Annotated in this window: 20 protein-coding genes; 7 read left to right on the top strand and 13 right to left on the bottom strand. The window is 70.5% G+C overall.

All coding sequences use genetic code 11. The features are described from left to right. Positions 1–37: 37 nt before the first annotated feature. Positions 38–1798, top strand: a complete 1761-nt coding sequence (locus tag ABZ564_RS15625) for a GAF domain-containing protein (RefSeq protein WP_360855646.1) — start codon at positions 38–40, stop codon at positions 1796–1798. Positions 1799–1913: 115 nt separating this feature from the next. On the opposite strand, the gene ABZ564_RS15620 is transcribed toward ABZ564_RS15625, so the two are convergent. Further along, positions 1914–2780, bottom strand: a complete 867-nt coding sequence (locus tag ABZ564_RS15620; RefSeq protein WP_360855643.1) for a Cof-type HAD-IIB family hydrolase — start codon at positions 2778–2780, stop codon at positions 1914–1916. 344 nt (positions 2781–3124) lie between these two features. After that, positions 3125–4282: a hypothetical protein gene (locus tag ABZ564_RS15615; RefSeq protein ID WP_360855639.1), complete on the bottom strand. Its 1158-nt coding sequence runs from the start codon at positions 4280–4282 to the stop codon at positions 3125–3127. Positions 4283–4497: 215 nt separating this feature from the next. Between ABZ564_RS15615 and ABZ564_RS15610 the strand changes: the two genes are divergently transcribed. Then, the gene (locus tag ABZ564_RS15610; RefSeq protein ID WP_360855636.1) at positions 4498–5445 is read left to right on the top strand and encodes an LLM class flavin-dependent oxidoreductase; all 948 of its coding nucleotides are present in this window, start codon (positions 4498–4500) and stop codon (positions 5443–5445) included. A gap of 36 nt (positions 5446–5481) precedes the next feature. Here ABZ564_RS15610 and ABZ564_RS15605 read toward each other — a convergent pair whose 3' ends face one another. From ABZ564_RS15605 to ABZ564_RS15595, 3 genes are all read right to left on the bottom strand, one after another. After that, positions 5482–6024, bottom strand: coding sequence for an RNA 2'-phosphotransferase (locus tag ABZ564_RS15605; protein WP_360855634.1), 543 nt, complete (start codon positions 6022–6024; stop codon positions 5482–5484). 171 nt (positions 6025–6195) lie between these two features. Further along, positions 6196–6411, bottom strand: a complete 216-nt coding sequence (locus ABZ564_RS15600) for a hypothetical protein (RefSeq protein ID WP_360855631.1) — start codon at positions 6409–6411, stop codon at positions 6196–6198. A gap of 435 nt (positions 6412–6846) precedes the next feature. Then, positions 6847–8619 (bottom strand): SDR family oxidoreductase, encoded by a 1773-nt coding sequence (locus tag ABZ564_RS15595; protein ID WP_360855752.1) that lies wholly within the window; start codon positions 8617–8619, stop codon positions 6847–6849. Between the two features lie 385 nt (positions 8620–9004). Between ABZ564_RS15595 and ABZ564_RS15590 the strand changes: the two genes are divergently transcribed. From ABZ564_RS15590 to ABZ564_RS15570, 5 genes are all read left to right on the top strand, one after another. Then, positions 9005–9964, top strand: coding sequence for an ABC transporter ATP-binding protein (locus ABZ564_RS15590; RefSeq protein ID WP_360855628.1), 960 nt, complete (start codon positions 9005–9007; stop codon positions 9962–9964). Further along, entirely contained in the window at positions 9954–10862 is a 909-nt protein-coding gene (locus ABZ564_RS15585) for an ABC transporter permease subunit (RefSeq protein WP_360855626.1), read from the top strand. The genes ABZ564_RS15590 and ABZ564_RS15585 overlap by 11 nt, the downstream gene beginning before the upstream one ends. Then, the gene (locus ABZ564_RS15580; protein ID WP_360855623.1) at positions 10859–11770 is read left to right on the top strand and encodes an ABC transporter ATP-binding protein; all 912 of its coding nucleotides are present in this window, start codon (positions 10859–10861) and stop codon (positions 11768–11770) included. The genes ABZ564_RS15585 and ABZ564_RS15580 overlap by 4 nt, the downstream gene beginning before the upstream one ends. Before the next feature lie 23 nt (positions 11771–11793). Continuing rightward, positions 11794–12513: an ABC transporter permease gene (locus ABZ564_RS15575; RefSeq protein ID WP_360855621.1), complete on the top strand. Its 720-nt coding sequence runs from the start codon at positions 11794–11796 to the stop codon at positions 12511–12513. A 291-nt stretch (positions 12514–12804) separates the two neighbouring features. Continuing rightward, positions 12805–13497, top strand: a complete 693-nt coding sequence (locus ABZ564_RS15570; protein WP_360855618.1) for a hypothetical protein — start codon at positions 12805–12807, stop codon at positions 13495–13497. Positions 13498–13578: 81 nt separating this feature from the next. Here ABZ564_RS15570 and ABZ564_RS15565 read toward each other — a convergent pair whose 3' ends face one another. From ABZ564_RS15565 to ABZ564_RS15530, 8 genes are all read right to left on the bottom strand, one after another. Beyond that, positions 13579–14385, bottom strand: coding sequence for an HAD family hydrolase (locus ABZ564_RS15565; protein ID WP_360855615.1), 807 nt, complete (start codon positions 14383–14385; stop codon positions 13579–13581). Beyond that, positions 14382–15671: a serine--tRNA ligase gene (gene serS / locus ABZ564_RS15560; RefSeq protein ID WP_360855612.1), complete on the bottom strand. Its 1290-nt coding sequence runs from the start codon at positions 15669–15671 to the stop codon at positions 14382–14384. Before serS ends, ABZ564_RS15565 begins: the two co-directional genes overlap by 4 nt. Before the next feature lie 607 nt (positions 15672–16278). Continuing rightward, positions 16279–17214: a prephenate dehydratase gene (gene pheA / locus ABZ564_RS15555; RefSeq protein WP_360855609.1), complete on the bottom strand. Its 936-nt coding sequence runs from the start codon at positions 17212–17214 to the stop codon at positions 16279–16281. A gap of 79 nt (positions 17215–17293) precedes the next feature. Then, the gene (gene efeB / locus ABZ564_RS15550) at positions 17294–18589 is read right to left on the bottom strand and encodes an iron uptake transporter deferrochelatase/peroxidase subunit (protein WP_360855606.1); all 1296 of its coding nucleotides are present in this window, start codon (positions 18587–18589) and stop codon (positions 17294–17296) included. A gap of 8 nt (positions 18590–18597) precedes the next feature. Further along, on the bottom strand, positions 18598–20529 hold the full coding sequence (locus ABZ564_RS15545) for a copper resistance protein CopC (protein ID WP_360855603.1): 1932 nt from the start codon (positions 20527–20529) through the stop codon (positions 18598–18600). A 14-nt stretch (positions 20530–20543) separates the two neighbouring features. Further along, the gene (locus ABZ564_RS15540) at positions 20544–20993 is read right to left on the bottom strand and encodes a copper chaperone PCu(A)C (protein ID WP_360855601.1); all 450 of its coding nucleotides are present in this window, start codon (positions 20991–20993) and stop codon (positions 20544–20546) included. Beyond that, positions 20990–21643 carry an SCO family protein gene (locus ABZ564_RS15535; protein WP_360855598.1) on the bottom strand — a complete coding sequence of 218 codons (654 nt, stop codon included), beginning with the start codon at positions 21641–21643 and terminating at the stop codon, positions 20990–20992. Before ABZ564_RS15535 ends, ABZ564_RS15540 begins: the two co-directional genes overlap by 4 nt. Positions 21644–21711: 68 nt before the next feature. Beyond that, positions 21712–22452 carry a YcnI family protein gene (locus ABZ564_RS15530; RefSeq protein WP_360855595.1) on the bottom strand — a complete coding sequence of 247 codons (741 nt, stop codon included), beginning with the start codon at positions 22450–22452 and terminating at the stop codon, positions 21712–21714. Between the last annotated feature and the right edge of the window lie 100 nt (positions 22453–22552).

Genomic DNA, 22552 nt, shown 5'->3' with positions numbered 1-22552 from the left:
ACTTTCCCCCTCAAATAGGACTAATTACGCTCTGGGTATGGCAGAGGAGGACCCGAACCACACAGAGCCTTCGAAGGACTCGGGGCCCTCGCAGGATGCGCACGACGAGGGGACGGAAGCGGCGGAGACGACGGATGTGACCCGGAGCCTGCGGGGCCTGTCCACCGAACTCACCGCCCGGGTGCCGCGCCTGCTGGAGGCCATGCGTTCCGTGGGCACCGGCCTCGAACTGCACTCGACGCTCGACCGGATCTGCGAGACGGCGGCCGAACTGGCCCACGCCCGCTACGCCGCGATCGGAGTCGTGGACGAGGAGGGCGAGGGCCTCTCCGACTTCGTCACCTACGGCGTCCCGGAGCCGGTGGCGCGCGAGATCGGCCGACGGCCGGACGGCCACCGGGGGCTGCTGGGCGCCCTCATCCACGATCCGCGCCCCCTGCGTCTCGCGGACCTGACCACCGATCCGAGGTTCGCCGGATTCCCGCCCGGCCATCCTCTGATGCGCACGTTTCTCGGTGTTCCCATCAGGGTCCAGGGCGAGATTTTCGGCAATCTGTATCTCGCCGAGAAGGACGGTGGCGGCGAGTTCAGCGACTACGACCTGCACCTGGTGCGCGTACTGGCTACGGAGGCGGGCATCGCCATCGGCAATGCCCGGCTGTACGAGGCCGCGCGGCAGCGTGAGCGGTGGATCGACGGTTCGGTCGCCGTGACGACCGCCCTGCTTTCCGGCGGCGACGCCGACGACGCGCTCACGGTCGTCGCCGAGCAGGCCCGCCGTCTCGCCGGTGCCGCCGCCGGCATCGTGCTGCTGCCGGCCGAGGGCGGGGGCCTGGAGATCGTCGCCGTTTCGGCGGACGACCCGACCGACTCGCTCGGGGTGATCATTCCGGCCCAGAGCCCGGTGGTGGGAATGCTCCTGGGCGGCGAGGCGGTCTTCGTCGACGACTCGGCCACCGACACCCGCATGATCACCAGGCTGGCGGATCCGTTCGGGCCGAACATGCTGCTGCCCCTGCACAGCGGGGGCCGGGTGCTCGGCGCGCTCGCCACGCCCAGGGCCAGGGGCGACCGGCCCTTCACGGAAACGGAGAGGACGCTCGCCACCCAGTTCGCCTCGCAGGCCGCGCTGGCCCTGATGATGGCTGACGCCCAGCGCGACCGGGAGCGCCTCGCGGTCTACGAGGATCGTGACCGGATCGCCCGTGACCTGCACGATCTGGTCATCCAGCGGCTGTTCGCGACCGGGATGATGCTGGAGAGCGCTCAGCGGCGGTCGGACGTGCCGGAGGTGCGGACCGGCGTCGGCCGGGCGGTCGACGAGCTGGACGTGACCATCCAGGAGATCCGGACCGCGATCTTCGCGCTCCAGCAGGAGCCGGCGGAGGCCCCGTCCGGGCTGCGCACCCGGGTCCTGCGCGAGATCAACATGGCGGCCGTGCCGCTGGGCTTCAAACCGTCCCACCGCTTCGTGGGGGCGGTCGATTCCCTGGTCGGCGAGCTGACGGGCAAGAACCTGATCGCGGCGCTGCGGGAGGCGCTGTCCAACGCCTTCCGGCACGCCGGTGCGGCGCACATCGAGGTGGTCGTCGACGCGACCGTCACGCTGGACGACGGGCGGGACGCGGTGCGGCTCTCGGTGGCCGACGACGGGGTGGGCATGCCGGAGGGCGGGCGGCGCAGCGGTCTGCGGAACCTGGCCCGTCGGGCGGAGTCGCTGGGCGGGGCCAGCTGGTTCGGGCCCGGCATCGGGGAGGACGGGGGAGGCACGACGGTGGTGTGGCAGGCCCCGCTGTGAGTACGGGCGCGGCGCGGCCGGCCGACGGTGGCGGGGGCACAACCACGTAAGCGGGCCGCCAGGCTCAGCGTCCGGCCAGGCTCAGCGCCCCGTCCGGCCGGGCGCCCGACCGTGCTCAGCGTCCCGCCAGGCTCCCCGCTCGTTCCGCGAGGATGCGCTCGATGACGACGGCCACGCCGTCCTCGTTGTTGGTGACGGTACGGGCGGAGGCGGCGGCCAGGGCGGCCGGGTGGGCGTTCCCCATGGCGTAGGAGGCCCCGGCCCAGCTCAGCATTTCCACGTCGTTGGGCATGTCGCCGAAGGCGACGACCTCGGCCGCAGAGATGCCGCGCTCGGCGCAGCAGAGTTCCAGGGTGCTGGCCTTGGAGACGCCGGGCCCGCTGATCTCGATGAGCGCGGTGGGGCTCGACCGGGTGAAGGTGGCCCGCTCCCCGGCGGCCGCACGGGCCAGGGCCAGGAACTGGTCCGGGTCGAGCTCGCCGTGCTGCGCGAGCAGCTTCAGCACGGGCGCGCCGTCGCCCGGGGCCTCCTCGTGCAACAGCTTCTCCGCGACCGCCACCGTGGCACCGGGGTCGAGGTGGAAGGGCGGGTAGGCGGGCTCGTAGTGGATGCCGGTGGCCAGTTCGACGGCGAAGGAGGTGCCGGGCGCGGCTGCACGCAGCGTGTGGACGACATCGAGGGCCGTCTCCCGCTCCAGACCCCGGACCTTCAGCAGGCGGCCGCCGGCGTGCAGGTCGGCGACGGCCGCGCCGTTGGCGCAGATCGCCAGGCCGTGGCCGTGGACGTGGTCGCTGACGACATCCATCCAGCGAGCGGGACGCCCGGTGACGAAGAAGACCTCGACCCCCGCTTCCTCGGCCGCGGCGAGCGCACGGATCGTGCGGTCCGAGACGGTCTTGTCGTCGCGCAGAAGGGTGCCGTCCAGATCCGTGGCGATCAGCCGGGGAGCGGCGGGGGCGGACTGTTCGATAACGGAGGTCACCCCTGCATTCTCCCGTACGCAGGCGCACGGGCGTGCAGAGGGGCGCACATTTGAGACCGCGCGCCCCTGACCTGCCGAACATTCCGGAGGCATATGACTGAGTCGAGCCGGTGCCGCCCGGGAAGGGCGTATGGCCTCCAGGGGTTGAGAGATCCGGGACAGCTCCTGCCCGTGGATGGCCAGGGCCCTGGCTGCCGGCCGCCGGTACCCCGGGGGCGGCGCGAGGCGGAGGGCCGGCTGCGGCACTACACCGCGCAGTTCCCGGTGGTCCAGGGGGCTCCACGCCCTACGGGCTGCCCGGCACCCGCAACAGCCCCTGTGGGCCGACCGGGCCCCGGACGGCTTCAGCGGTGGCCTGCGGCGAGCCTGCTGAGGCGGTCTCCGATGACGGAGACAGCCGGGCGGGGCTCCTTCTCGTAGTACCAGGGCTTGCGCCGGCGCAGCAGCGCCTCACCATGCTCGCTCCAGGCGAAGCCGGGTTTCCGCAGGAGCTTCTGGAACACCGCGTCGACGGTCTCCGGGTGGGCCTCGGCCAGCCGGCGGATCGGCAGCGGCGTGATCGACTCCTCGCGCAGGTACGTGCGCAGCAGGTCCTGGTGCTTTCTGCGACCCGGGAGGCCGGGGTCCGCGAAGAGCTCCCGCAGCATCCCGTAGTCGGCGTAGAAGTTGAGCCCCTCGGTCTGGTCGTAGAGGACGCCGATGGTGTCCGAGTCCGCCAGTTCCCGCGGAAGTCCGAAGAAGGCCGGGTCCGGGCCGGGGAGCCGCTTGCGCCGGGCACGGCCGGGCTGTGCGGCGAGAGCGGCCTCCTGGCGGTGGCGGTAGTAGGCGTTGAGGAGGTCCTCGGCTTCGGCAGGCGGGAGCACCAGTTCGTCGGCGCCGCAGAACTCGACGAACGCTGCCCGGTCCTCCCGCATCCACTGCCATCCCTGTTCGATCTTCGCGGGGTTACGGAAGACCAGCTCGGGGTGGCTGGTGGCCAGTTCGAGCGCCGCCTGCGCGATGCCGGTGGCACTGGACCTGGGGTAGTACGACATCGACCCGGACACCAGCCACGTCCCACCGGCCGAGTGGACGGGCACCAGGCTGGTGTGAAGGAATCCCCCCTTGGACACTCCCCGGAACGCCGCCCGCCCGACATTCGAGTACGTGCGGTACTCCAGGTCATCGATCAGGTTCAGCAGGACGAGGGCATCGCCGTCCTTGCGCCGGATCTCGAAGATGCCCTCGACCGGGTCGCGCCAGCCGAGCAGCATCTCCCGGTCCGACGGGGTCAAGCCCTTCCGTCCGGCGACGAACCGGTCCACCACGGTCGAGCCGTCCGGCAGGCGGTGGCGCAGGATGAAGTGGTCGGTGATCCGGATCGCCTCGCCCTCGTCCAGCAGCCGCTCAGGCCCGGCCGCCGCCAGCAGGAGGGGCGTCAACCAGCGGTCGAAGCGGGCGCTCTGAGCGAAGGCGACCAGCTCACCCTTCAACTCGGCACTGTGCTCGATGAGATCGGTCATGGACGGCTCAGCGGTCTCCTGAGGTCCGCCCTGCACAGCCTCAGTCACGTTCAGCCCTTTCGTGCGAACCGGTTCCGCGTGAAGTTGGGAGGTGTCCGGCCTCAGCCGGCCCAGTGGCGCCACGGTAGCGGTCCCGCAGCGACGTCGACGCGGCTCCCCGAATCCGCTCCGTCGGCACAGCCGTGGCAGCGGGAGGCCCGCGTATCGTCGAGGCCATGCGTCTGAGCACGGTGATCCTCCCCATCCACCGGTGGGCCGAAGGACAGAAGATCTGGCAGCGGGCCGAGGACCTCGGGTTCCATGCCGCGTACACCTACGACCACCTGTCCTGGCGGGCCTTCCGGGACGGACCGTGGTTCGGCGCGGTCCCTACGCTCACGGCCGCAGCGACGGTGACACACCGTATGCGCTTGGGAACCCTCGTCACCTCGCCGAACTTCCGCCACCCGGTCACCCTGGCCAAGGAGCTGATCACCCTCGACGACATCTCGGCAGGCCGACTCACGCTGGGCATCGGCGCGGGTGGCGACGGCTTCGACGCGACGACCTTGCTGAGGAGCGACGAGGCGCCGTGGACGCCGCGGCAGCGTGCCGACCGCTTCGGTGAGTTCGTCACCCTGCTCGACGCCCTGCTGCGCGAGCCGGCCGGAAAGTCGTACGAGGGGGAGTTCTACGCGGCCACCGAGGCGCGGAACCTGCCCGGCTGCGTGCAGCGCCCCCGCCTGCCCTTCGCCGTCGCCGCCACGGGGCCGCGTGGCCTGGCGCTCGCCGCGCGCCACGGCCGGGCGTGGGTGACCACGGGCAGCCCGAAGCTGTACCAGGAGGGCAGCGCCGCGCAGTCGCTCGACGCCCTCGGCCGGCAGATGGAGGGGCTGGGCCGCGCCTGTGCGGAGGCCGGCCGGGATGTGGCGGAGCTCGACAAGGTCCTGCTCACCGGGTTCACCCCGGAGTTCAACCCGGTCCTCGCCTCGGGCGGGGGCCGGCCCTTCGACTCCGTCGACGCGTTCGTGGACTTCGCGGGCAGGCATGCGGAGCGGGGATTCACCGAGATCGTCATCCATGCACCGGTGCCCGCCGACGGGCCGGGGTTCGACGCGGCGGTGCCGGACGAGAAGCTGTTCGAGGAGATCGCGACGCGGGGCGCGGCTCAGCTGGCCGGCTGACGAAGACCCGGGGGGCCTGCGTTCTCGGGCTCCGCTTCAGCCCGGCAGGCGCAGGAACTCGGCGGGCACGGCATCCGTGAGCCACACCCCGTTGGCGCTGACCCGGAACGTGTGGCCCGCCCGGTGCATCGCGCCCGCGTCCACGGACAGCACGACGGGGCGGCCGCGCCGGGCCCCGACGTGGGTGGCGGTCTCGCGGTCGGGCGAGAGATGCACATGGGTGCGGTTCATCGGACGCAGCCCCTCGGCGCGGATCGCGTCCAGGGCCCGGCCGACCGTGCCGTGATAGAGGTACGCGGGCGGTTCGGCCGGCGGCAGCCCCAGGTCCACGGCCACGGTGTGCCCCTGGTTCGCCCGGATGCGGCCCCCGGCCACGGCGAAGCGCTGCTTGTCGTTGGAGGCGACCACCTGGTCGAGCTCCGCCCTGCTGATCGGGAAGTGATGGCGGGCCGCCGCTTGCAGCAGCTCGTCGATCGGCACCCATCCCTGGGCGTCGAGCGTGAGCCCGATCCGCTCGGGCTGGTGCCGCAGGTGCTTGGAGAGGTACTTGGACACCTTGACGGTGCGTCTTTCATCCATCCCTTCAGCGTGCCCCTGACACGGTCCCGACGCATCCGCATTTCGGCCGGGCTTCACCGGAACGATTCTCGCTCAGAGGTTTGATCCACAGCCAACTCGACTTATCCACAGGTTGGTTGGCGTTTCTGTGGACAAGTGGCTTGCGAAATGAGCCTTTTGCCCAAGTTATTGTCAATTGCGAGTGGTTGATGCGAGCGCGTCCAACGTCCTCTTTTTCACCTCCCGTTGTGCTGCGACCGCGATGAAGCCCGCCCTGCCCTCGCGGCCAACCGGCTTTTCCACCGCCTCGATCGGGGAGGGCGGCAGTGCAACGGAGACTTCGCGCTGTCCGGAGGAGCCCGTGACGGTCGTTCCGTCCGCCGCGAGGTGCTCCTCCGGACAGATCATGGCGAACAACCTTATGGCGCGGACCTGTTCGGCGGTGAGGGCTTGTGGGGGCGAGGGGACGCGGCCGCCGCATCATCGACGCCGCGAGGGCTGCAGCCGCGTCGGTGGGCGGCCGGCGGCCGGACTGTCGCGCGAAACGTGTTCGGCGAGGAACTCCGGTGAACGGGAAGAGATCTGTTCTACCTGGTCTCGAACTTCCCCCTGCTGAGCGGCGATTGCGTACAGCGGCCCGTCTGCCGCGTACAACTCGGCTGCCGCCGGCGATTCCTGGGGGCTCGGCGCGATGAACTCGCCCTCGTGCTCCGGCACCGGTGCGAGAGTGCTCAGCTCCACGGCCCCGAATACTGCCTGCGTGTCGGTTGTTCCCCCTCGATGTTCGGCGAGTTGGGTACCTCCGTGCAGGAACCCACTCCCGCCGCCCCCGGACCCCCCGGCTCACAGCGGCGGTTTCAGCCGGGCGATGCCCCGCCGCACGCCGGGGCCGACGCGTGACAGGAAACGCAGGGTGCGGGCCTCCGGCGTCACCGGTACGACGGCCTGGTTGCGCACGACCGCCCGGAGAACCGCGGCCGCGACCTTCTCCGGCGGGTAGTTCCGGGCGCCGTAGAGCTTTCCGGTCCGCTTGCGCAGCCGCTGCTCCTCCGCCGCGTCCGTCCCCACGAACCGTGCGGTGGACGTGATGCCGGTGTTGACGATCCCGGGGCAGATCGCGCTGACCCCGATCGACTTCTCGGCGAGCTCGGCGCGCAGGCACTCGCTGAGCATCAGCACGGCGGCCTTCGACGTGCTGTACGCGGGCAGGGCGCGGGACGGCTGGAAGGCGGCCGCGGAAGCGGTGTTGACGATGTGGCCCCCCTCTCCGCGCTCCGCCATCTGCCGGCCGAAGAGGCGGCAGCCGTGGATGACCCCCCACAGGTTCACGTCGAGGACGTTCCTCCAGTCCTCGGAAGTGGTCTCCAGGAACGGGCCGGACATGCCGATGCCCGCGTTGTTGACCAGCACGTCCACGACGCCGTACTCAGCGGCCACCCGGGCGGCGAGCTTCTCCATGGCCTGCTCGTCGCTCACGTCCACCGCCTCGCCCCAGGCCTCGGGCGCCCCGGCCAGCCGGGCCGACTCCGCGGTCCGCTCGGCGCCTTCGGCGTCCCGGTCGACGGCCACCACCCGGGCGCCCGCCTCCGCGAAGGCCAGCGCCGTGGCGCGCCCTATCCCGCCCGCGGCGCCCGTCACCAGCACGAGCCGGCCGCCGAACCGCTCCGCGTAGGGCCCCGTCGGGCGGGCCTCCACCGGAACACCTGTCTCGCGGGCCGCCTCGGTGGCCGCCGCGAACTCACCGATCCAGCAGGCCAGCCGGTCGGGCCGGGTGCGCGGCACCCAGTGCTTGGCCGTCAGCGACCGGCGGGTCAACTGCGGAACCCAGGTGTCGAGTTCGTCGTGGAGCTGCTCCGAGAGGAACACGTCCCCGGTCGGCGTGATCAGCTGCACCGGCACGTGCGCGTACGCGTCGGTGCGCGGCCTGCGCAGCCGGCTGCGCACGTTGTCCCGGTAGAGCCAGGCCCCGTGCGCCGCGTCGTCGGGCAGCGAGGACGTCGGGTAGTCGCCCGGAGGCACCTTCTCCAGCCGCTCCAGGATGCCCGGCCACCGCTTGCCGAGCGGTCCGCGCCAGGCCAGCTCCGGCAGGACCGGGGTGTGCAGCAGATACACGTACCAGGACTTGGCGCCCTGGCCGATGAGCTGGCCGACCCGGCGAGGGGTGGGACGGTTCACCCGGCGCTTGATCCAGTGGCCGAAATGGTCCAGGGACGGGCCGGACATAGAGGTGAAGGACGCGATGCGGCCCTCCGTACGACCGACCGTGGCGAACTCCCAGCACTGGACCGATCCCCAATCGTGCCCGACGACATGCACCGGGCGGTCCGGGCTCACCGCGTCGGCCACGGCCAGGAAGTCGTCGGTCAGCTTCTCCAGCGTAAAGCCGCCGCGCAGGGGCTTGGGAGCCGTCGAAGCGCCGTGGCCGCGTACGTCGTACAGCACGACGTGCCACTCCTCGGCGAGCCGCACGGCGACCTGGGTCCAGACCTCCTTGCTGTCCGGATAGCCGTGCACGAGAACGATCGTCGGCCGCTCCGCTTCCCCCAGCTCGACCACGCACAGCTCGATGCCGCCCGTGGCCACCCGGCGCTCGCGCGCCCCCGGCAGCTCGCGCAGCCGCGCGCCGCCGCTCCTTCCGGACTCCCCCGTGCCCGACGGCCGTTCGTTCTTCCCTCGTGACGCCATGCCACCGTCCGTTCCCTGCCGTGTGCGGTACGTGCCCGTAACGTGACGCTGATGAATCTGACAACGCCCGGCGGGTCGCGTCAAGTGGGGTGTGCGGCCTGTGGACAACCCTCTGTGCAGGCCGCGGCGGCTTTCGCCGGCGGCTTTCGCCGGGGGCTTTCGGGTAGTCCTTCGTGAGGTCCCCTTACGGGTTCCCTACAACTCGAGTCTGACGCCGATCCAGCCGTCAGGTCTGACGACTGCTGCGGCCCGCGCCACTACCGTCGGACCTGTGAATGTCATTGCTGCCGAAGGCCTGAGCAAACGGTTCCCCCGGGTGACCGCACTTGACCGGCTCTCCTTGGACATCGGCCCGGGTGTGACCGGGCTGGTGGGTGCCAACGGAGCCGGCAAGTCCACGTTGATCAAGATCCTGCTGGGTCTGTCCCCCGCGACCGAGGGCCGGGCCGCGGTGCTCGGCCTCGACGTCTCGACCAGCGGGGCCGCCATCCGCGAGCGGGTCGGCTACATGCCGGAGCACGACTGCCTGCCGCCCGACGTCTCGGCCACCGAGTTCGTCGTCCACATGGCGCGCATGTCCGGGCTGCCGCCGACCGCCGCCCGCGAACGCACCGCTGACACCCTGCGCCACGTCGGCCTGTACGAGGAGCGCTACCGCCCGATCGGTGGCTACTCGACGGGCATGAAGCAGCGGGTGAAGCTGGCCCAGGCGCTGGTGCACGACCCGCAGCTGGTCCTGCTCGACGAGCCGACCAACGGGCTCGACCCGGTCGGGCGCGACGAGATGCTCGGCCTGATCCGCCGGATCCACACCGACTTCGGCATCTCGGTCCTGGTCACCTCGCACCTGCTCGGCGAGCTGGAACGCACCTGCGACCACGTCGTCGTCATCGACGGCGGAAAGCTGCTGCGGTCCAGCTCCACCAGTGACTTCACCCAGACCACCGCGACCCTCGCGGTCGAGGTCACCGACAGCGACGCCCACCCGGACGGCACGGACGCCCTGCGCCGTTCCCTCACCGGGGCGGGCGTCGAACTCATCGGGCTGGACGCACAGGGACTGCCCGGCGCCGGCCACATCCTGCTGATCGAGGCGACCGGCGAGGAGACGTACGACCTCGTGCGCGACAGCGTCGCGGAGCTCGGACTCGGCCTCGTACGGATGGAACAGCGCCGCCACCACATCGCCGAGGTGTTCCGCAGCGACGAGGCGCGGCCCGCGGCCGTGCCGGCCGGACCCGTACTGGAGAAGGGGAGCGGACGCGATGAGCACTGAGACCGGCGCCGCGGCCGGGAGCGAGACCTCCCGGATCCACAACATCGGCTACCGCGCCTACGACGGCCCGCGGCTCGGGCGCGCCTACGCCCGCCGCTCGTTGTACTCGCAGACCCTGCGCGGCTCCTTCGGCCTGGGCCGGTCGGCCAAGTCCAAGGTGCTGCCCATGCTGCTGTTCGGCGTGATGTGCCTGGTGGCGGCGATCATCGTGGCCGTCGCCATTGCCACCCCGGGGACGACGAAACTTCCGATCAAGTACACGTCGTTCGCGATCTACCTGCAGGCCGTCATCGGCCTGTTCATCGCCGCGCAGGCACCGCAGGCGGTCTCCAGGGACCTGCGGTTCAAGACCGTCCCGCTGTACTTCTCGCGGCCGATCGAGCACGGCGACTACGTCCTCGCCAAGTTCGCCGCCATGGCCTCCGCGGTCTTCGTGCTCACGGGTGCGCCGGTCGTGATCCTCTACATCGGGGCGCTGCTGGGGAAGTTCGACTTCGGGGACCAGACCGAGTGGTTCGCCCAGGGGATGGTTTCCGTGCTGCTGCTCTCCGTGCTCTTCGCCGGTCTCGGTCTCGTGATGGCCGCGCTGACGCCGCGCCGCGGCTTCGGCGTCGCGGCCGTCATCGCGCTGCTGACCATCACGTACGGGGCGGTCTCGACCATCCAGGGCATCGCCTGGAACACCGGCTCCGAGGGTGCGGTGCCGTGGCTGGGGCTGTTCTCCCCGATCACGCTGGTCGACGGGGTGCAGACCGCGTTCCTCGGGGCGTCCTCGGCCTTCCCCGGCGGGAACGGTCCGGGCGCCGGCGCCGGCGTCGTCTACCTGCTCGTTGTTCTCGCGCTCGTCGCCGGCTCGTACGCCGTGCTGATGCGCCGCTACCGGAGGGTCGGGCTGTGACCACCATCGAGATCGACCACACCTCCCGCTGGTTCGGCAATGTGGTCGCCGTCAACGACGTCAGCATGACCGTGGGGCCCGGTGTCACGGGTCTGCTCGGCCCCAACGGCGCCGGCAAGTCGACGCTGATCAACATGATGGCCGGGTTCCTCGCCCCCTCCACGGGCACGGTCACGCTCGACGGGAAGCCGATCTGGCGCAACGAGACGGTGTACCGGGAGATCGGCATCGTGCCGGAGCGGGAGGGGATGTACGACTTCCTGACCGGCCGCGAATTCGTGGTGGCCAACGCCGAACTGCACGGGCTGGGCGACGCCGAGGCGGCCGCGGCACTGGCCACGGTCGAGATGGAGTACGCGCAGGACCGCAAGATCGCGACGTACAGCAAGGGCATGCGCCAGCGCGTGAAGATGGCGTCCGCGCTGGTCCACAACCCCTCCGTGCTGCTGCTCGACGAGCCGTTCAACGGGATGGACCCGCGCCAGCGGATGCAGTTGATGGACCTGCTGCGCCGGATGGGCGCGGAGGGCCGGACGGTCCTCTTCTCCTCGCACATCCTCGAAGAGGTCGAACAGCTCGCCTCGCACATCGAGGTGATCGTCGCGGGCCGGCACGCGGCGTCCGGTGACTTCCGCCGCATCCGCCGGCTGATGACGGACCGTCCGCACCGCTATCTCGTACGGTCCAGTGACGACCGGGCCCTGGCCGCCGCGCTCATCGCCGACCCGTCCACAGCCGGAATCGAAGTGGATCTGAGCGAGAACGCCCTGCGTATCCAGGCGGTCGATTTCGGCCGCTTCACCACGCTGTTGCCCAAGGTCGCACGCGAGCGGGGCATCCGTCTGCTGACCGTTTCACCGTCCGACGAGTCCCTCGAATCGGTCTTTTCCTATCTCGTAGCGGCCTGAGGCCGACAAGGAGCTGTGACGTCATGTACGACCCCACAGTCGCCCGGCTCACCTACCGGGCGCTGCTCGGCCGGCGCCGCGCCGCCATCCTCTTCGTCCTGCCCGCGCTGCTGATCGTCATCGCGGTGGCGGTACGGATGTTCGCGGGGGCCGACGACCAGGTGGCCTCGGACGTGCTGGGCGGATTCGCCATCGCCACCATGGTGCCCCTGATCGGTGTGATCGCCGGTACGGGTGCCATCGGACCGGAGATCGACGACGGCTCGATCGTCTACCTGCTGGCCAAGCCGGTGAGCCGGCCGACGATCATCTTCACCAAGCTGATCGTCGCGATCGCGGTGACCATGGTCTTCTCGGCGGTGCCGACGCTGGTCGCCGGTCTGATCCTCAACGGCAACGGCCAGCAGATCGCGGTGGCCTACACGATCGCCGCCCTGGTCGCCTCCATCGCCTACAGCGCGCTGTTCCTGCTGCTGGGCACGGTCAGCCGGCACGCGGTGGTGCTGGGCCTCGTCTACGCGCTGGTGTGGGAGGCCCTGTTCGGCAGCCTGGTGCCGGGCGCGCGCACGCTCAGCGTGCAGCAGTGGTCGCTCGCGCTGGCGGAGAAGACCGGCGGCAACGGCACGATCACCTCGGACGTGGGGCTGCCGCTCGCCACGGTCCTGCTGGCCGTGGTCACCGTGGCGGCGACCTGGTACGCGGGGCAGAAGCTGCGCACGCTGAAGCTCGCCGGCGAGGAGTGAGCGCCTGCCCTTCCGGCATGTGAAAGTCCCCGGCCGATCGGCCGGGGACTTTCACATGCCGGACAGTCCTCCGCGTAACTGTACGGTTATCGGTGCGTTGTTCACGGTGCGTGGAGGCAACTGGAATCCGTGGCGTCGTAGCGTTCGTGAAAGTACAGATGGCCGATACGGCGAGGGAGCACCCGCCGGTCGGTTCCGTGAGTGAGTGGCAACCGTGAGCGTCCTCCGCCCCTGAGGCCCGGGGAGAGGGCTGTCCATTCCCCCGTAGCTTTCACGAACGGAAGACAGCTCATGCCGACGGAAGTCGCTTTGCTCGAATCACGCGCGCTGCGCGTCGAACAGATGGGGCGCGTCGACGCCCTGGACAAGGTGAAATGCCTTGTCATGCTCCCAGACGGGATTCACCTTCGCACAGAGGACGTGGCTCGTTACTTCGAAGTATCCACAGAGGTCGTCAAAAAGGTGACCCAGCGCCATCGAGCCGAGCTGGAGGAGAACGGACTCAGAACGCTTCGAGGCTCTGAACTGGAGGTCTTCCATAGGGACATGGTGTCCCTATGGGGCGGTGAAGGCGCCGAAAGTTATCCACAGGCAGTCACTCAGCTCCGTCTCTTCACCCGGCGGACCGTGCTCAACGTCGCCATGCTTCTTCGCGACAGCGACGTCGCGCGGTGCGTACGTACGTATCTGCTCGACGCCGAACAGGACCTGCGCGCCGGGTACGCGTCGCTCGAACACCGTGTCACCCGGGTCGAGAGCCACCTGGCCGGTGTGGGCACCGCGCTCCAGGAGCTCGGCCCGGTCCTCAACCGGATGTCGCACCGGCTCGACAGCCTCGACCGCAGGCTGGAGGCCACCCACCAGGTCGTCGGCGCCATGAGCGTGCGGCTGAGCGGGGTCTCCGAGGACATCGGCCGGCTCGACGACCGCATGGACGCTCTCGCGCGCGATCCGAAGGAGCCGAACCGCCGCAACCAGCGCTGATCCGATCCCGGGAGGCGTGGAGAAAGGCTCAGGGACCGAGGCGGCGCCCCGGTCCCTGAGCCGCGCGAGGAGAGCGGTGGATCACGACTCCCGGAGCAGCCGCTCCAGTACCACCGCGATGCCGTCGTCCTCGTTCGACGTGGTCGTCTCCTGAGCGACGGCCTTCAGGTCGTCGTGGGCGTTGGCCATGGCCACCCCGTGCCGGGCCCAGGCGAACATCGGGATGTCGTTGGGCATGTCACCGAAGGCGATCGTGTCCGCCGCCTTCACGCCCAGCCGGCGTGCCGCCAGCGAGAGGCCGGTGGCCTTGCTCAGTCCCAGCGGAAGGATCTCCACGACCCCCGGGCCCGCCATGACCACATCCACCAGATTCCCGACCGCCGCCCGCGCGGCCTTGGCCAGCGCGTCGTCGTCCAGCTCCGGATGCTGTATGTAGACCTTGTTCAGCGGAGCGGCCCACATCTCGGCCGGGTCCTGGACGAAGACGGCCGGACGCGGCCCCTCCTGCACGCGGTAGCCCGGCCCGACCAGCACCTCGCCGTCGAGCCCGTCACGGCTCGCGGCCAGCGCCAGCGGACCGACCTCGGCCTCGACCTTGGACAGGGCGAGCCCGGCGAGCTGCCGGTCCAGGGTGAGCGACGTCAGCAGTCTGCGCTCACCCGCGTGGTAGACCTGCGCGCCCTGCGCGCAGACGGCCAGGCCGTCGTAGCCGAGGTCGTCCAGGATGTGCCGGGTCCACGGCACGGCGCGGCCGGTGACGACGATGTGCGCCGCGCCGGCTGCCGCGGCGGCGGTCAGGGCCTCGCGCGTCCGTGCGGAGACGGTCTCGTCGTCGCGCAGCAGGGTGCCGTCGAGGTCGGTGGCGACGAGCTTGTAGGGAAAGGTCACTTGGCGACCGGTTCCAGGAGCTCGCGCCCGCCCAGGTAGGGGCGGAGCACCTCGGGCACCCGCACCGAACCGTCGGCCAGCTGGTGGTTCTCCAGGATCGCCACGATGGTGCGCGGGACGGCGCAGAGCGTGCCGTTCAGCGTGGCCAGGGGCTGCATGACCTTCTTGCCGTCGCGGTTGTCACGCATCCGGACCGAGAGCCTGCGCGCCTGGAACTCACCGCAGTTGGACGCGGAAGTGAGCTCGCGGTACTTGCCCTGGGTCGGGATCCACGCCTCGCAGTCGTACTTCCTGGTGGCCGAGGCCCCCAGGTCGCCGCTGGCGACATCGATGACCTGGAAGGGCAGTTCCAGGCCGGTGAGCCACTGCTTCTCCCAGTCCAGCAGGCGCAGGTGCTCGGCCTCCGCGTCCGCGGGGTCGACGTACGAGAACATCTCGACCTTGCTGAACTGGTGGACCCGGAAGATGCCGCGGGTGTCCTTGCCGTATGTTCCGGCCTCGCGGCGGTAGCAGGACGAGTAGCCGGCGTAGCGCAGCGGCAGCTTGTCCGCGTCGATGATCTCGTCCATGTGGTACGCGGCGAGCGGTACCTCGGAGGTGCCGACCAGGTACTGGTCGTCCTTGTCCAGGTGGTACACGTCCTCCGCGGCCTGGCCGAGGAATCCGGTGCCCTCCATGGCCCGCGGGCGGACCAGCGTCGGGGTCAGCATCGGGGTGAAGCCGGCCTCGGTGGCCTGGGTGATCGCCGCGTTGACGAGCGCGAGCTCCAGCAGAGCGCCCACACCCGTCAGGTAGTAGAAGCGCGAGCCGGACACCTTGGCGCCGCGCTCCATGTCGATCGCGCCCAGTGCCTCGCCGAGCTCCAGGTGGTCCTTGGGCTCGAATCCCTCGGCGCCGAAGTCGCGGATCGTCCCGTGGGTCTCCAGGACGACGAAGTCCTCCTCGCCGCCGACCGGCACGTCCGGGTGGACGATGTTGCCGAGCCGCAGCAGCAGGTTCCTGGTCTCCGTGTCGGCCTCGTCCTGGGCCGCGTCGGCCGCCTTGACGTCGGCCTTGAGCTGCTCGGCGCGCTTCAGGAGTTCGGCGCGCTCCTCGGGAGAAGCCTTGGGGATGAGTTTGCCGAGCGATTTCTGCTCGGAACGGAGCTCGTCGAATGCGACCCCGGACGACCTGCGCCGTTCATCGGCGGAGAGCAGGGCATCGACGAGTGCGACGTCCTCTCCCCGGTTGCGCTGGGAGGCGCGAACACGGTCGGGGTCCTCACGAATCAGGCGAAGGTCAATCACTGCTCCAGGCTACCGGTGTGGGCTTCCCCCACTTGAACCGATAGGGACAAGCGTGGGGTTTTGCCCGAATTGGCAGTATTTGGCATTCTGGAGAGGGTCGGGAGGCGGGTCCGGCCGCGCGTCGGGGAAAAGGCGCCCTATTCCCCTGAAGGGGGCAGAAAGGGTGCGGTTTCTTGACGCACCACCCTTGCGGGGCTGGGCAGTTGGTCGCCACTTGTCCACAGGGGTGGGCGGTTCGGGAAAGTTATCCACAGGCTGTGGGGGAAGTCTGTGGATGCGGAGGGGGTCATTGCGACAGGCTGCGGAAAGCGCGTGGATTCAGAGTTCAAACCCACTTCACACGCTCGTTCGGGTGGGAATTGCTAGCTCTAAAGGGTTGATCAATGGAATTGGGCTGACAGCGGGCGACCTGAAGCTCTGTGGACGGGTCTGGGGGTGCTGCGTTGATTTGTCGACCATGTCGGATTGCGGTGTCGACTTGTCCCCAGGTGCCGGCCCATGCCTGTGGATAACTTTTCGGCGAGGACAATCCGCTGATCCCACCGGCCATGAGGGCAAGCGACGGCGCTCGGCCGCCGACTCCGGACGGCCGGGCGTCGGGGTGCTGTCAGGCGCGCCCGTCCTGGTTGCGTGCCAGCCAGTCGGAGGCTTCGGTGAAGTCGGCGTCGGACGTGCCCGCGCGCAGGGGGCGCACATCGGACGGCGTCACACCGGCCCGCGGGTAGGAGCCGAGGAACCGGACATTCGGGCAGATGCGCTTGAGCCCCATCAACGCCTCGCCGACCCGGCGGTCGGAGATGTGGCCTTCGGCGTCCACCGCGAAACAGTAGTTGCCGATGCCCGCTCCGGTCGGCCGCGACTGGATCAGCATCAGGTTGACCCCGCGCACCGCGAACTCCTGGAGCAGCTCCAGCAGGGCACCGGGCCGGTCGTCGCCCAGCCAGATGACCACGGAGGTCTTGTCCGCACCGGTCGGCGCCGCGGGCCGGGCCGGCCGCCCCACCAGCACGAAGCGGGTCTGCGCGTTCTCCGCGTCGTGGATCTCGGTCACCAGCGGTTCGAGCCCGTACCTCGCCGCCGCGAACTCCCCTGCGAAGGCCGCGTCGTACCGGCCCTCCTGCACGAGCCGCGCGCCGTCCGCGTTGGACGCCGCCGACTCCCAGACCGCCTGGGGGAGGTGAGCGGCCATCCAGTTGCGCACCTGCGGCTGTGCGGCCGGGTGAGCGGTGACCGTCTTGATGTCGGACAGTTTGGTGCCGGGCCGTACGAGCAGCGCGAAGGTGATGGAGAGCAGTACCTCGCGGTAGATCATCAACGGTTCGCCGCTGGTCAGCTGGTCGAGGGTGGTGGTGATGCCGCCCTCGACGGAGTTCTCGATCGGTACGAGTGCCGCGGCGGCCGTACCGCTGCGCACCGCGTCCAGAGCCGCCGGTACGGAGACCATCGGGACCAGTTCGCGGGTGGCGGCTTCCGGGAGCGTACGGAGGGCGACCTCGGTGAAGGTGCCCTCGGGGCCGAGATAGACGTAGCGCGTGGCGGACATACCGTCACCCTAATGCGCGGTGAGCACCCCGGGGCCCCGGACTGTTGAGCCCCGGTGGTGCACGACTGCGCAGGACCGTTCAGGACTCCAGGAGCCGCTGGCCCACGTACTCCCCGGCCGACGCACCGCCCGGTACCGCGAACAGCCCGCTCGCCTCGTGGCGCAGGAAGGGCGAGAGCGCGTCCCCCCGGTCGAGCTTGCGCTGCACCGGGACGAATCCGCGCAGCGGGTCGGCCTGCCAGCAGATGAACAGCAGCCCGGCGTCCGGGGTGCCGTCCGAGGCGATCCCGTCGTGGTACGAGAACGGCCGGCGCAGCATCGCCGCACCGCTGTTGCGCTCGGGGGAGGAGATCCGGGCGTGCGCGTTGGCCGGGATCAGCGGCTTGCCGTCCGGGCCCGCCCTGTCGAGGTCCATCGCGGTGGTCTCGGTGCCGCCGCTGAGCGGGGCGCCGTCCGCCTTGCGCCGGCCGATGACCCGTTCCTGGCGCTCCACCGACAGCTTCTCCCAGTCGTCGAGCAGCATCCTGATCCGCCGGACCACCGCGTAGGAGCCGCCCGCGAGCCAGTCGTACGCCGCGTCCTGGCCACCGGGGACGAACACGCGCTTGTCGAAGTCGCTGTCGGTGGGCTTCGGGTTGCCGGTGCCGTCGATCTGGCCCATCAGGTTACGGGCCGTCATCGGCTTCGCGGTGGCACCGGGGGTGCGGTTGAAGCCGTTCATCTGCCAGCGCACGGTGGCCGTCGAAGCGGCCTCCTTCTGTACGGCCCGCAGCGCGTGGAAGGCGACGAGCGCGTCGTCGGCGCCGATCTGGACCCACAGGTCACCGTTGGACCGGTCGGCGTCGAGGTGGTCGGAGGAGAACGGCGGCAGAGGGTCGAGCCCCGGCGGGCGGCGCGCGGTGAGGCCCGTGCGTTCGAAGAAGGTGGCGCCGAAGCCGAAGGTGACGGTCAGCGAGGACGGGCCGGCGTCCAGGGCGACACCGGTGTCGTGTCCGGGCCCGTCCGCCGCGCCGTCGACGGGTTCGCCGGCCATCAGCCGCTGGGCCACCGCGGACCACCGGCGCATCAGGGCCGCGGCCTGCTTGCGCCCGGCGCCGGCGGCGAGGTCGAAGGCGACCAGATGGCCGCACGCCTGAAGCGGAGTGGTGATCCCCGGTTGATGTTTCCCGTGAAACATCACCTCGGTGGAGCCGACCGTGGACAGTGAGGTCGGTGCCTCTTCACGGGTCGCGGCATAGCCGGTGGCGCCGCCGACCGCTCCGAGCACCAGTCCGGCCGTGCCGGCGGCGCCGGCGGTGCCGAGCAACCGTCGCCGGGTGAGGGCACCGGTCCCGCTGTCGTCGCTGCCCTTGCTGCCTGTGCTGTTTCCGCTCACGGTCCTGCTCAGCCGATCTTCACGTTCTTGGTGACCGTCGTCTGGTCGATGTCCGAGGTCCGCACCGTCACCGCGACGTGCCAGTCGCCGGCGATCGGGAGCTGGAGGCCCGTGGCCGTCCAGTGCCCCTCGGTCAGCCGGACCGGGACGGCCGGGAGCGGGCCGATGTCCTTGGACTCCAGGGTGAAGGCGAGCTTCACCTCGGGGACGTCCATGGGCTTCCTGCCGGGGCCCTCGATCCACAGGTGGATCACGTTGGCGCCGGTACGGGCCGGGTCGATGTCCATCCGTACCGTGCCCTTGCCGTTCTCGCCGCCCGTGTCGAAGGGCAGGGCGAGGGTGACGGGACCGCTCTCCACGGGCGCGGCCGCCGCCGACGAGCGCGCCGCCTCCTCCTGCGTACGGCCCGGCTCGGTCGACGTGAGGACGGTGGTCACCGCCAGCAGGGCCACCGCGACGCCGACCTCGGCCAGCACGGAGCGGCGCAGCCCCGACCGGCCCGGGTCGGCGTCGCGTATCCGCTTCTTCTCGGCGGTGGCCACGGCGGCCCGCTGCCGGGCGAGCTGGGCGGCCCGCACGGGATCCTCCGCAGCCTCCGCTTCTGTCCGTTGGGCCGTGACCGGCTCGACCACGTCCTCCTCCGTGGCACCGGCGTCCACCCCGCTGCCCACCGCGAGCCGACCCGTCCACCGGCGCGACACGGACGCGATCCCCACCAGGACGGCGACGAGTCCCACCTTGACGAGCAGCAGCTGTCCATAACCCGTTCCGGTCAGCGCCGACCAGGTGCCGACCTGCCGCCACGACTGGTAGACCCCGGTCGCCACGAGGACGACCACGCTGACGAAGGCGATCGTGGAGAAGCGGCGTACGGCTGCCGCGGTCAGGTCGGGCGTGCGGTACAGCGCGGTCAGCAGCGCCACCAGCCCGCCGAGCCAGGCGGCTACGGCCAGCAGGTGGAGCACGTCGACGGGCATGGCGATGCCGGGCTGGATGCCGGTCGAGGCGTGCTCGGCCAGCGCCCAGGTGCCGGCGAGACCGGCGGCGATCACCGCGCCGCCGATGGCGAGGCCGAAGGTGAGGTCCTTCTTCTCGCGCGGGTCCTCGCGCTTGGCGTACGCGCCGAACAGCACCGCGACGAACAGCGCGCTCGCGCCGAGCAGCAGGAGCCGGGAGACCAGCGCGGCCCCGGGCTTGGTGTCGAGGACCGCCTTCAGGCCGTCGAGGTCGAGGACGTCCCCGAGCTTGCCGGAACCGGTGTACGAGCTGCGCAGGAGCAGCATCGCGAGCGTCGCCGCGGTGAACGTCATCCAGCCGTGTACGACCAGCCGCTGCAGCGGACGCGCGCCCGCACCGCGCTGCCAGCAGGCCAGGACGAATGCGGCGCCGCCCGCGAGCACGATGAACCCGGCGTACGCGGCGTAGCGCGCGATGTCATAGAGCGTGCCGACGAGACCGCCTCCGGCCTCGTCGCGGGGGAGGGCGACGGTGGTTTCGGAGGGTGCCCCGATGGAGAAGGTGAAGGCGCCGGAGACCGGGTGACTGTCGGCGGAGACCGCCTGCCAGGCCACGGTGTACGTGCCGTCGGGCAGGCCGTCGCGCAGGGCGACGCCGTACTTCACGGTGGCGCCGCTGTGCAGATCGCGCGGGGCGGCCTTCGTGTCGGCGCGCTTGCCCGACGGGTCCAGGACGCGGATGGAGTCCGCGCCGAGGGCGACCTGCTCGGAGAAGGTGAGGGTGACCTCCTCGGGTGCCGTGGCGACCACCGCCCCGTCCTGCGGATCGCTCCCGGTGAGTGCGGCGTGGGCCGACGCGGGGGCCGCGACGGCCAGCAGCAGACCGAATACCGCGCCGAGCAGCGCGGTGAGGAGTCCGGCCGCGGCGAGCGGCCGTCGCGGGGCGGACGGGGACGGCCCGAAGGGCGGGGCGGTGGCTGTCATGGCGTGTCAGTCCCTCACTGCTTCTTCGGGTTGTGGGTGGTCTCCTTCACGGGAAGGTCGACCTCGATCGCGCCGGCCTTCTCGAAGTGCAGTTCCACGGACACCTTCTGGCCCTGCTTGGGCTGCTGCTTGAGCTTCATGAACATGATGTGGTTGCCACCGCGTTCGAGATCCAGCTCCCCGCCCGCGGGCACGTCGAAGGACGTCACCTTGCGCATGACCTGGTTCTTCGTCTCGTGGATGGTGACGTCGTCCGACAGCGGGCTGGTGACCGAGGTGAGGCGGTCGTCCCCGGTGCCGTGGTTCTGCACGATGAGGAAGCCGGCCGCCATGTCGTTGACGGGCTGCGGCATGAACCCGCCGACGACCTTCAGCTCCGGTCTGTCGGCGGAGGACGAACACCCCGCCAGGGTCAGGCCCGTGGTCAGGGCCAGGACACCGGCGAGGGCCGTGCGGTGGTTCACGGGTTCTCCCCCTCGACGATCTTGGGGAGGTCCTTGGTGTAGTCGTCGGGCGTGGTGTCCTCGCTGTACAGCACGTATCCCTTGTCGGTCTTCGGGGAGAACGCGATGACCTGCGAGCCGTGCATCGAGACGACCGTGCCGTCCTTCTCCTTCTTCGGCGCGTCGATGCCGATGCCGATCTGCCGGGCGCCGGCCTGGATGGCCGGGAAGTCGCCGGTGAGACCGATGAAGGAGGGGTCCTGCGCCTTGAGCCAGCTGCCGAGGGAGGCGGGGGTGTCCCGTTCCGGGTCGGTGGTGACGAAGACGACCCGGAGCTTGTCCTGGTCGGCCGCGGGCAGGGACTTCTTGGCGATGGCGATGTTGCTCATGATGAGCGGGCAGACGTCGGGGCAGTTGGTGTAGCCGAAGTAGATGAGCGTCGGCTTGCCCTTGGTCTCCTTGCGCAGGTCGTACTTCTTGCCGTGCGTGTCGGTCAGGACGAGGTCCGGCTTGGTGAACGGCTGGTCGAGCACCGTCGCGGCCTGCGTCTTCGCCTCCATCGACACGTCGGCGACGGGTTTCTTGCCGTCGTTGTCACTGCCGCCGCAGGCGGACAGGGTGAGCGCGGCCGCGACGACGAGCGCCGCGGCCGGCACGATCTTCTTAACCATGGAGCACTGTTTCCTGGTGGGTCGGTGGAGCAGATGGGGCCAGGAGGGTCCTGGCCCCCTGGGGCCGGTCAGGTCGTACGGCGGCGCCCGGCCAGGACACCGAAGGCCACGCCGGCCACACCGATGACGATGCCGACGATGCCGAGCACCCGGGCGGTGTTGTCCTGGGAGGACGACGAAGCGGCGGTGGTCTCCCCGTTCTTCCCGGCGGAGTCCGAGGAGCCGGACGACTTCGAGGAGTCCGAACCGGCCGCGGCGGTGGCACCGTGCGCGTCACCGGCCGGGGCCGTCAGCTTGAGCACGGGAGCGGGGCTCTCCGGCTCGTCGGCGCCTTCCTTCGGCTCCTCGATCCAGCGGACGACCTCCTTGTCGGAGTACGTCTGGATGGCCTTGAACACCAGCTGGTCGGCGTCCTCGGGGAGCTGGCCGACGGAGAGCGGGAACTGCTGGAAGCGGCCGGGCTCGATCTTTCCGCCGGTCCAGGTGACCTTGGAGACGGCCTCGTTGATCGTCTTGCCGTGCATCTCCAGCGGCTTGGCCAGCTTGCTCGTCGTCACCTCGATGTCCCAGCCGGGCACCGGCTGCGGCATGACGGACGCCAGCGGGTGGTCGGTCGGGAAGCTGACCTCGAGCTTGGTCGTCGAGGCGTTGTCACGCTCGTTGGGGACCTTGAAGTTGATGACGGCGTAGCCGCCCTTGGCGGCCTCGCCCTGCGGCTGGACGCTGACGTGGGCGGAGGCCGTACCGGCGAGCAGCAGCACGGTGGACGCGGCGACGCCGCCGGCGAGGGCGATGCGGGAAACGTTCATGACAGGGATCACTCCACAGAGGCACGAAGGGAAGGCGCTCCGGCGCGCGGATGCGCACCGGCATCGCGGCACACCTCCGTACGGGTGGGACGCGTGCCCG

Source organism: Streptomyces sp. NPDC019224 (assembly GCF_040632605.1).
Lineage (GTDB): Bacteria > Actinomycetota > Actinomycetes > Streptomycetales > Streptomycetaceae > Streptomyces.
The sequence above is the reverse complement of the archived record's forward strand: the minus strand, read 5'-3'. Positions and strand labels throughout refer to the sequence as shown.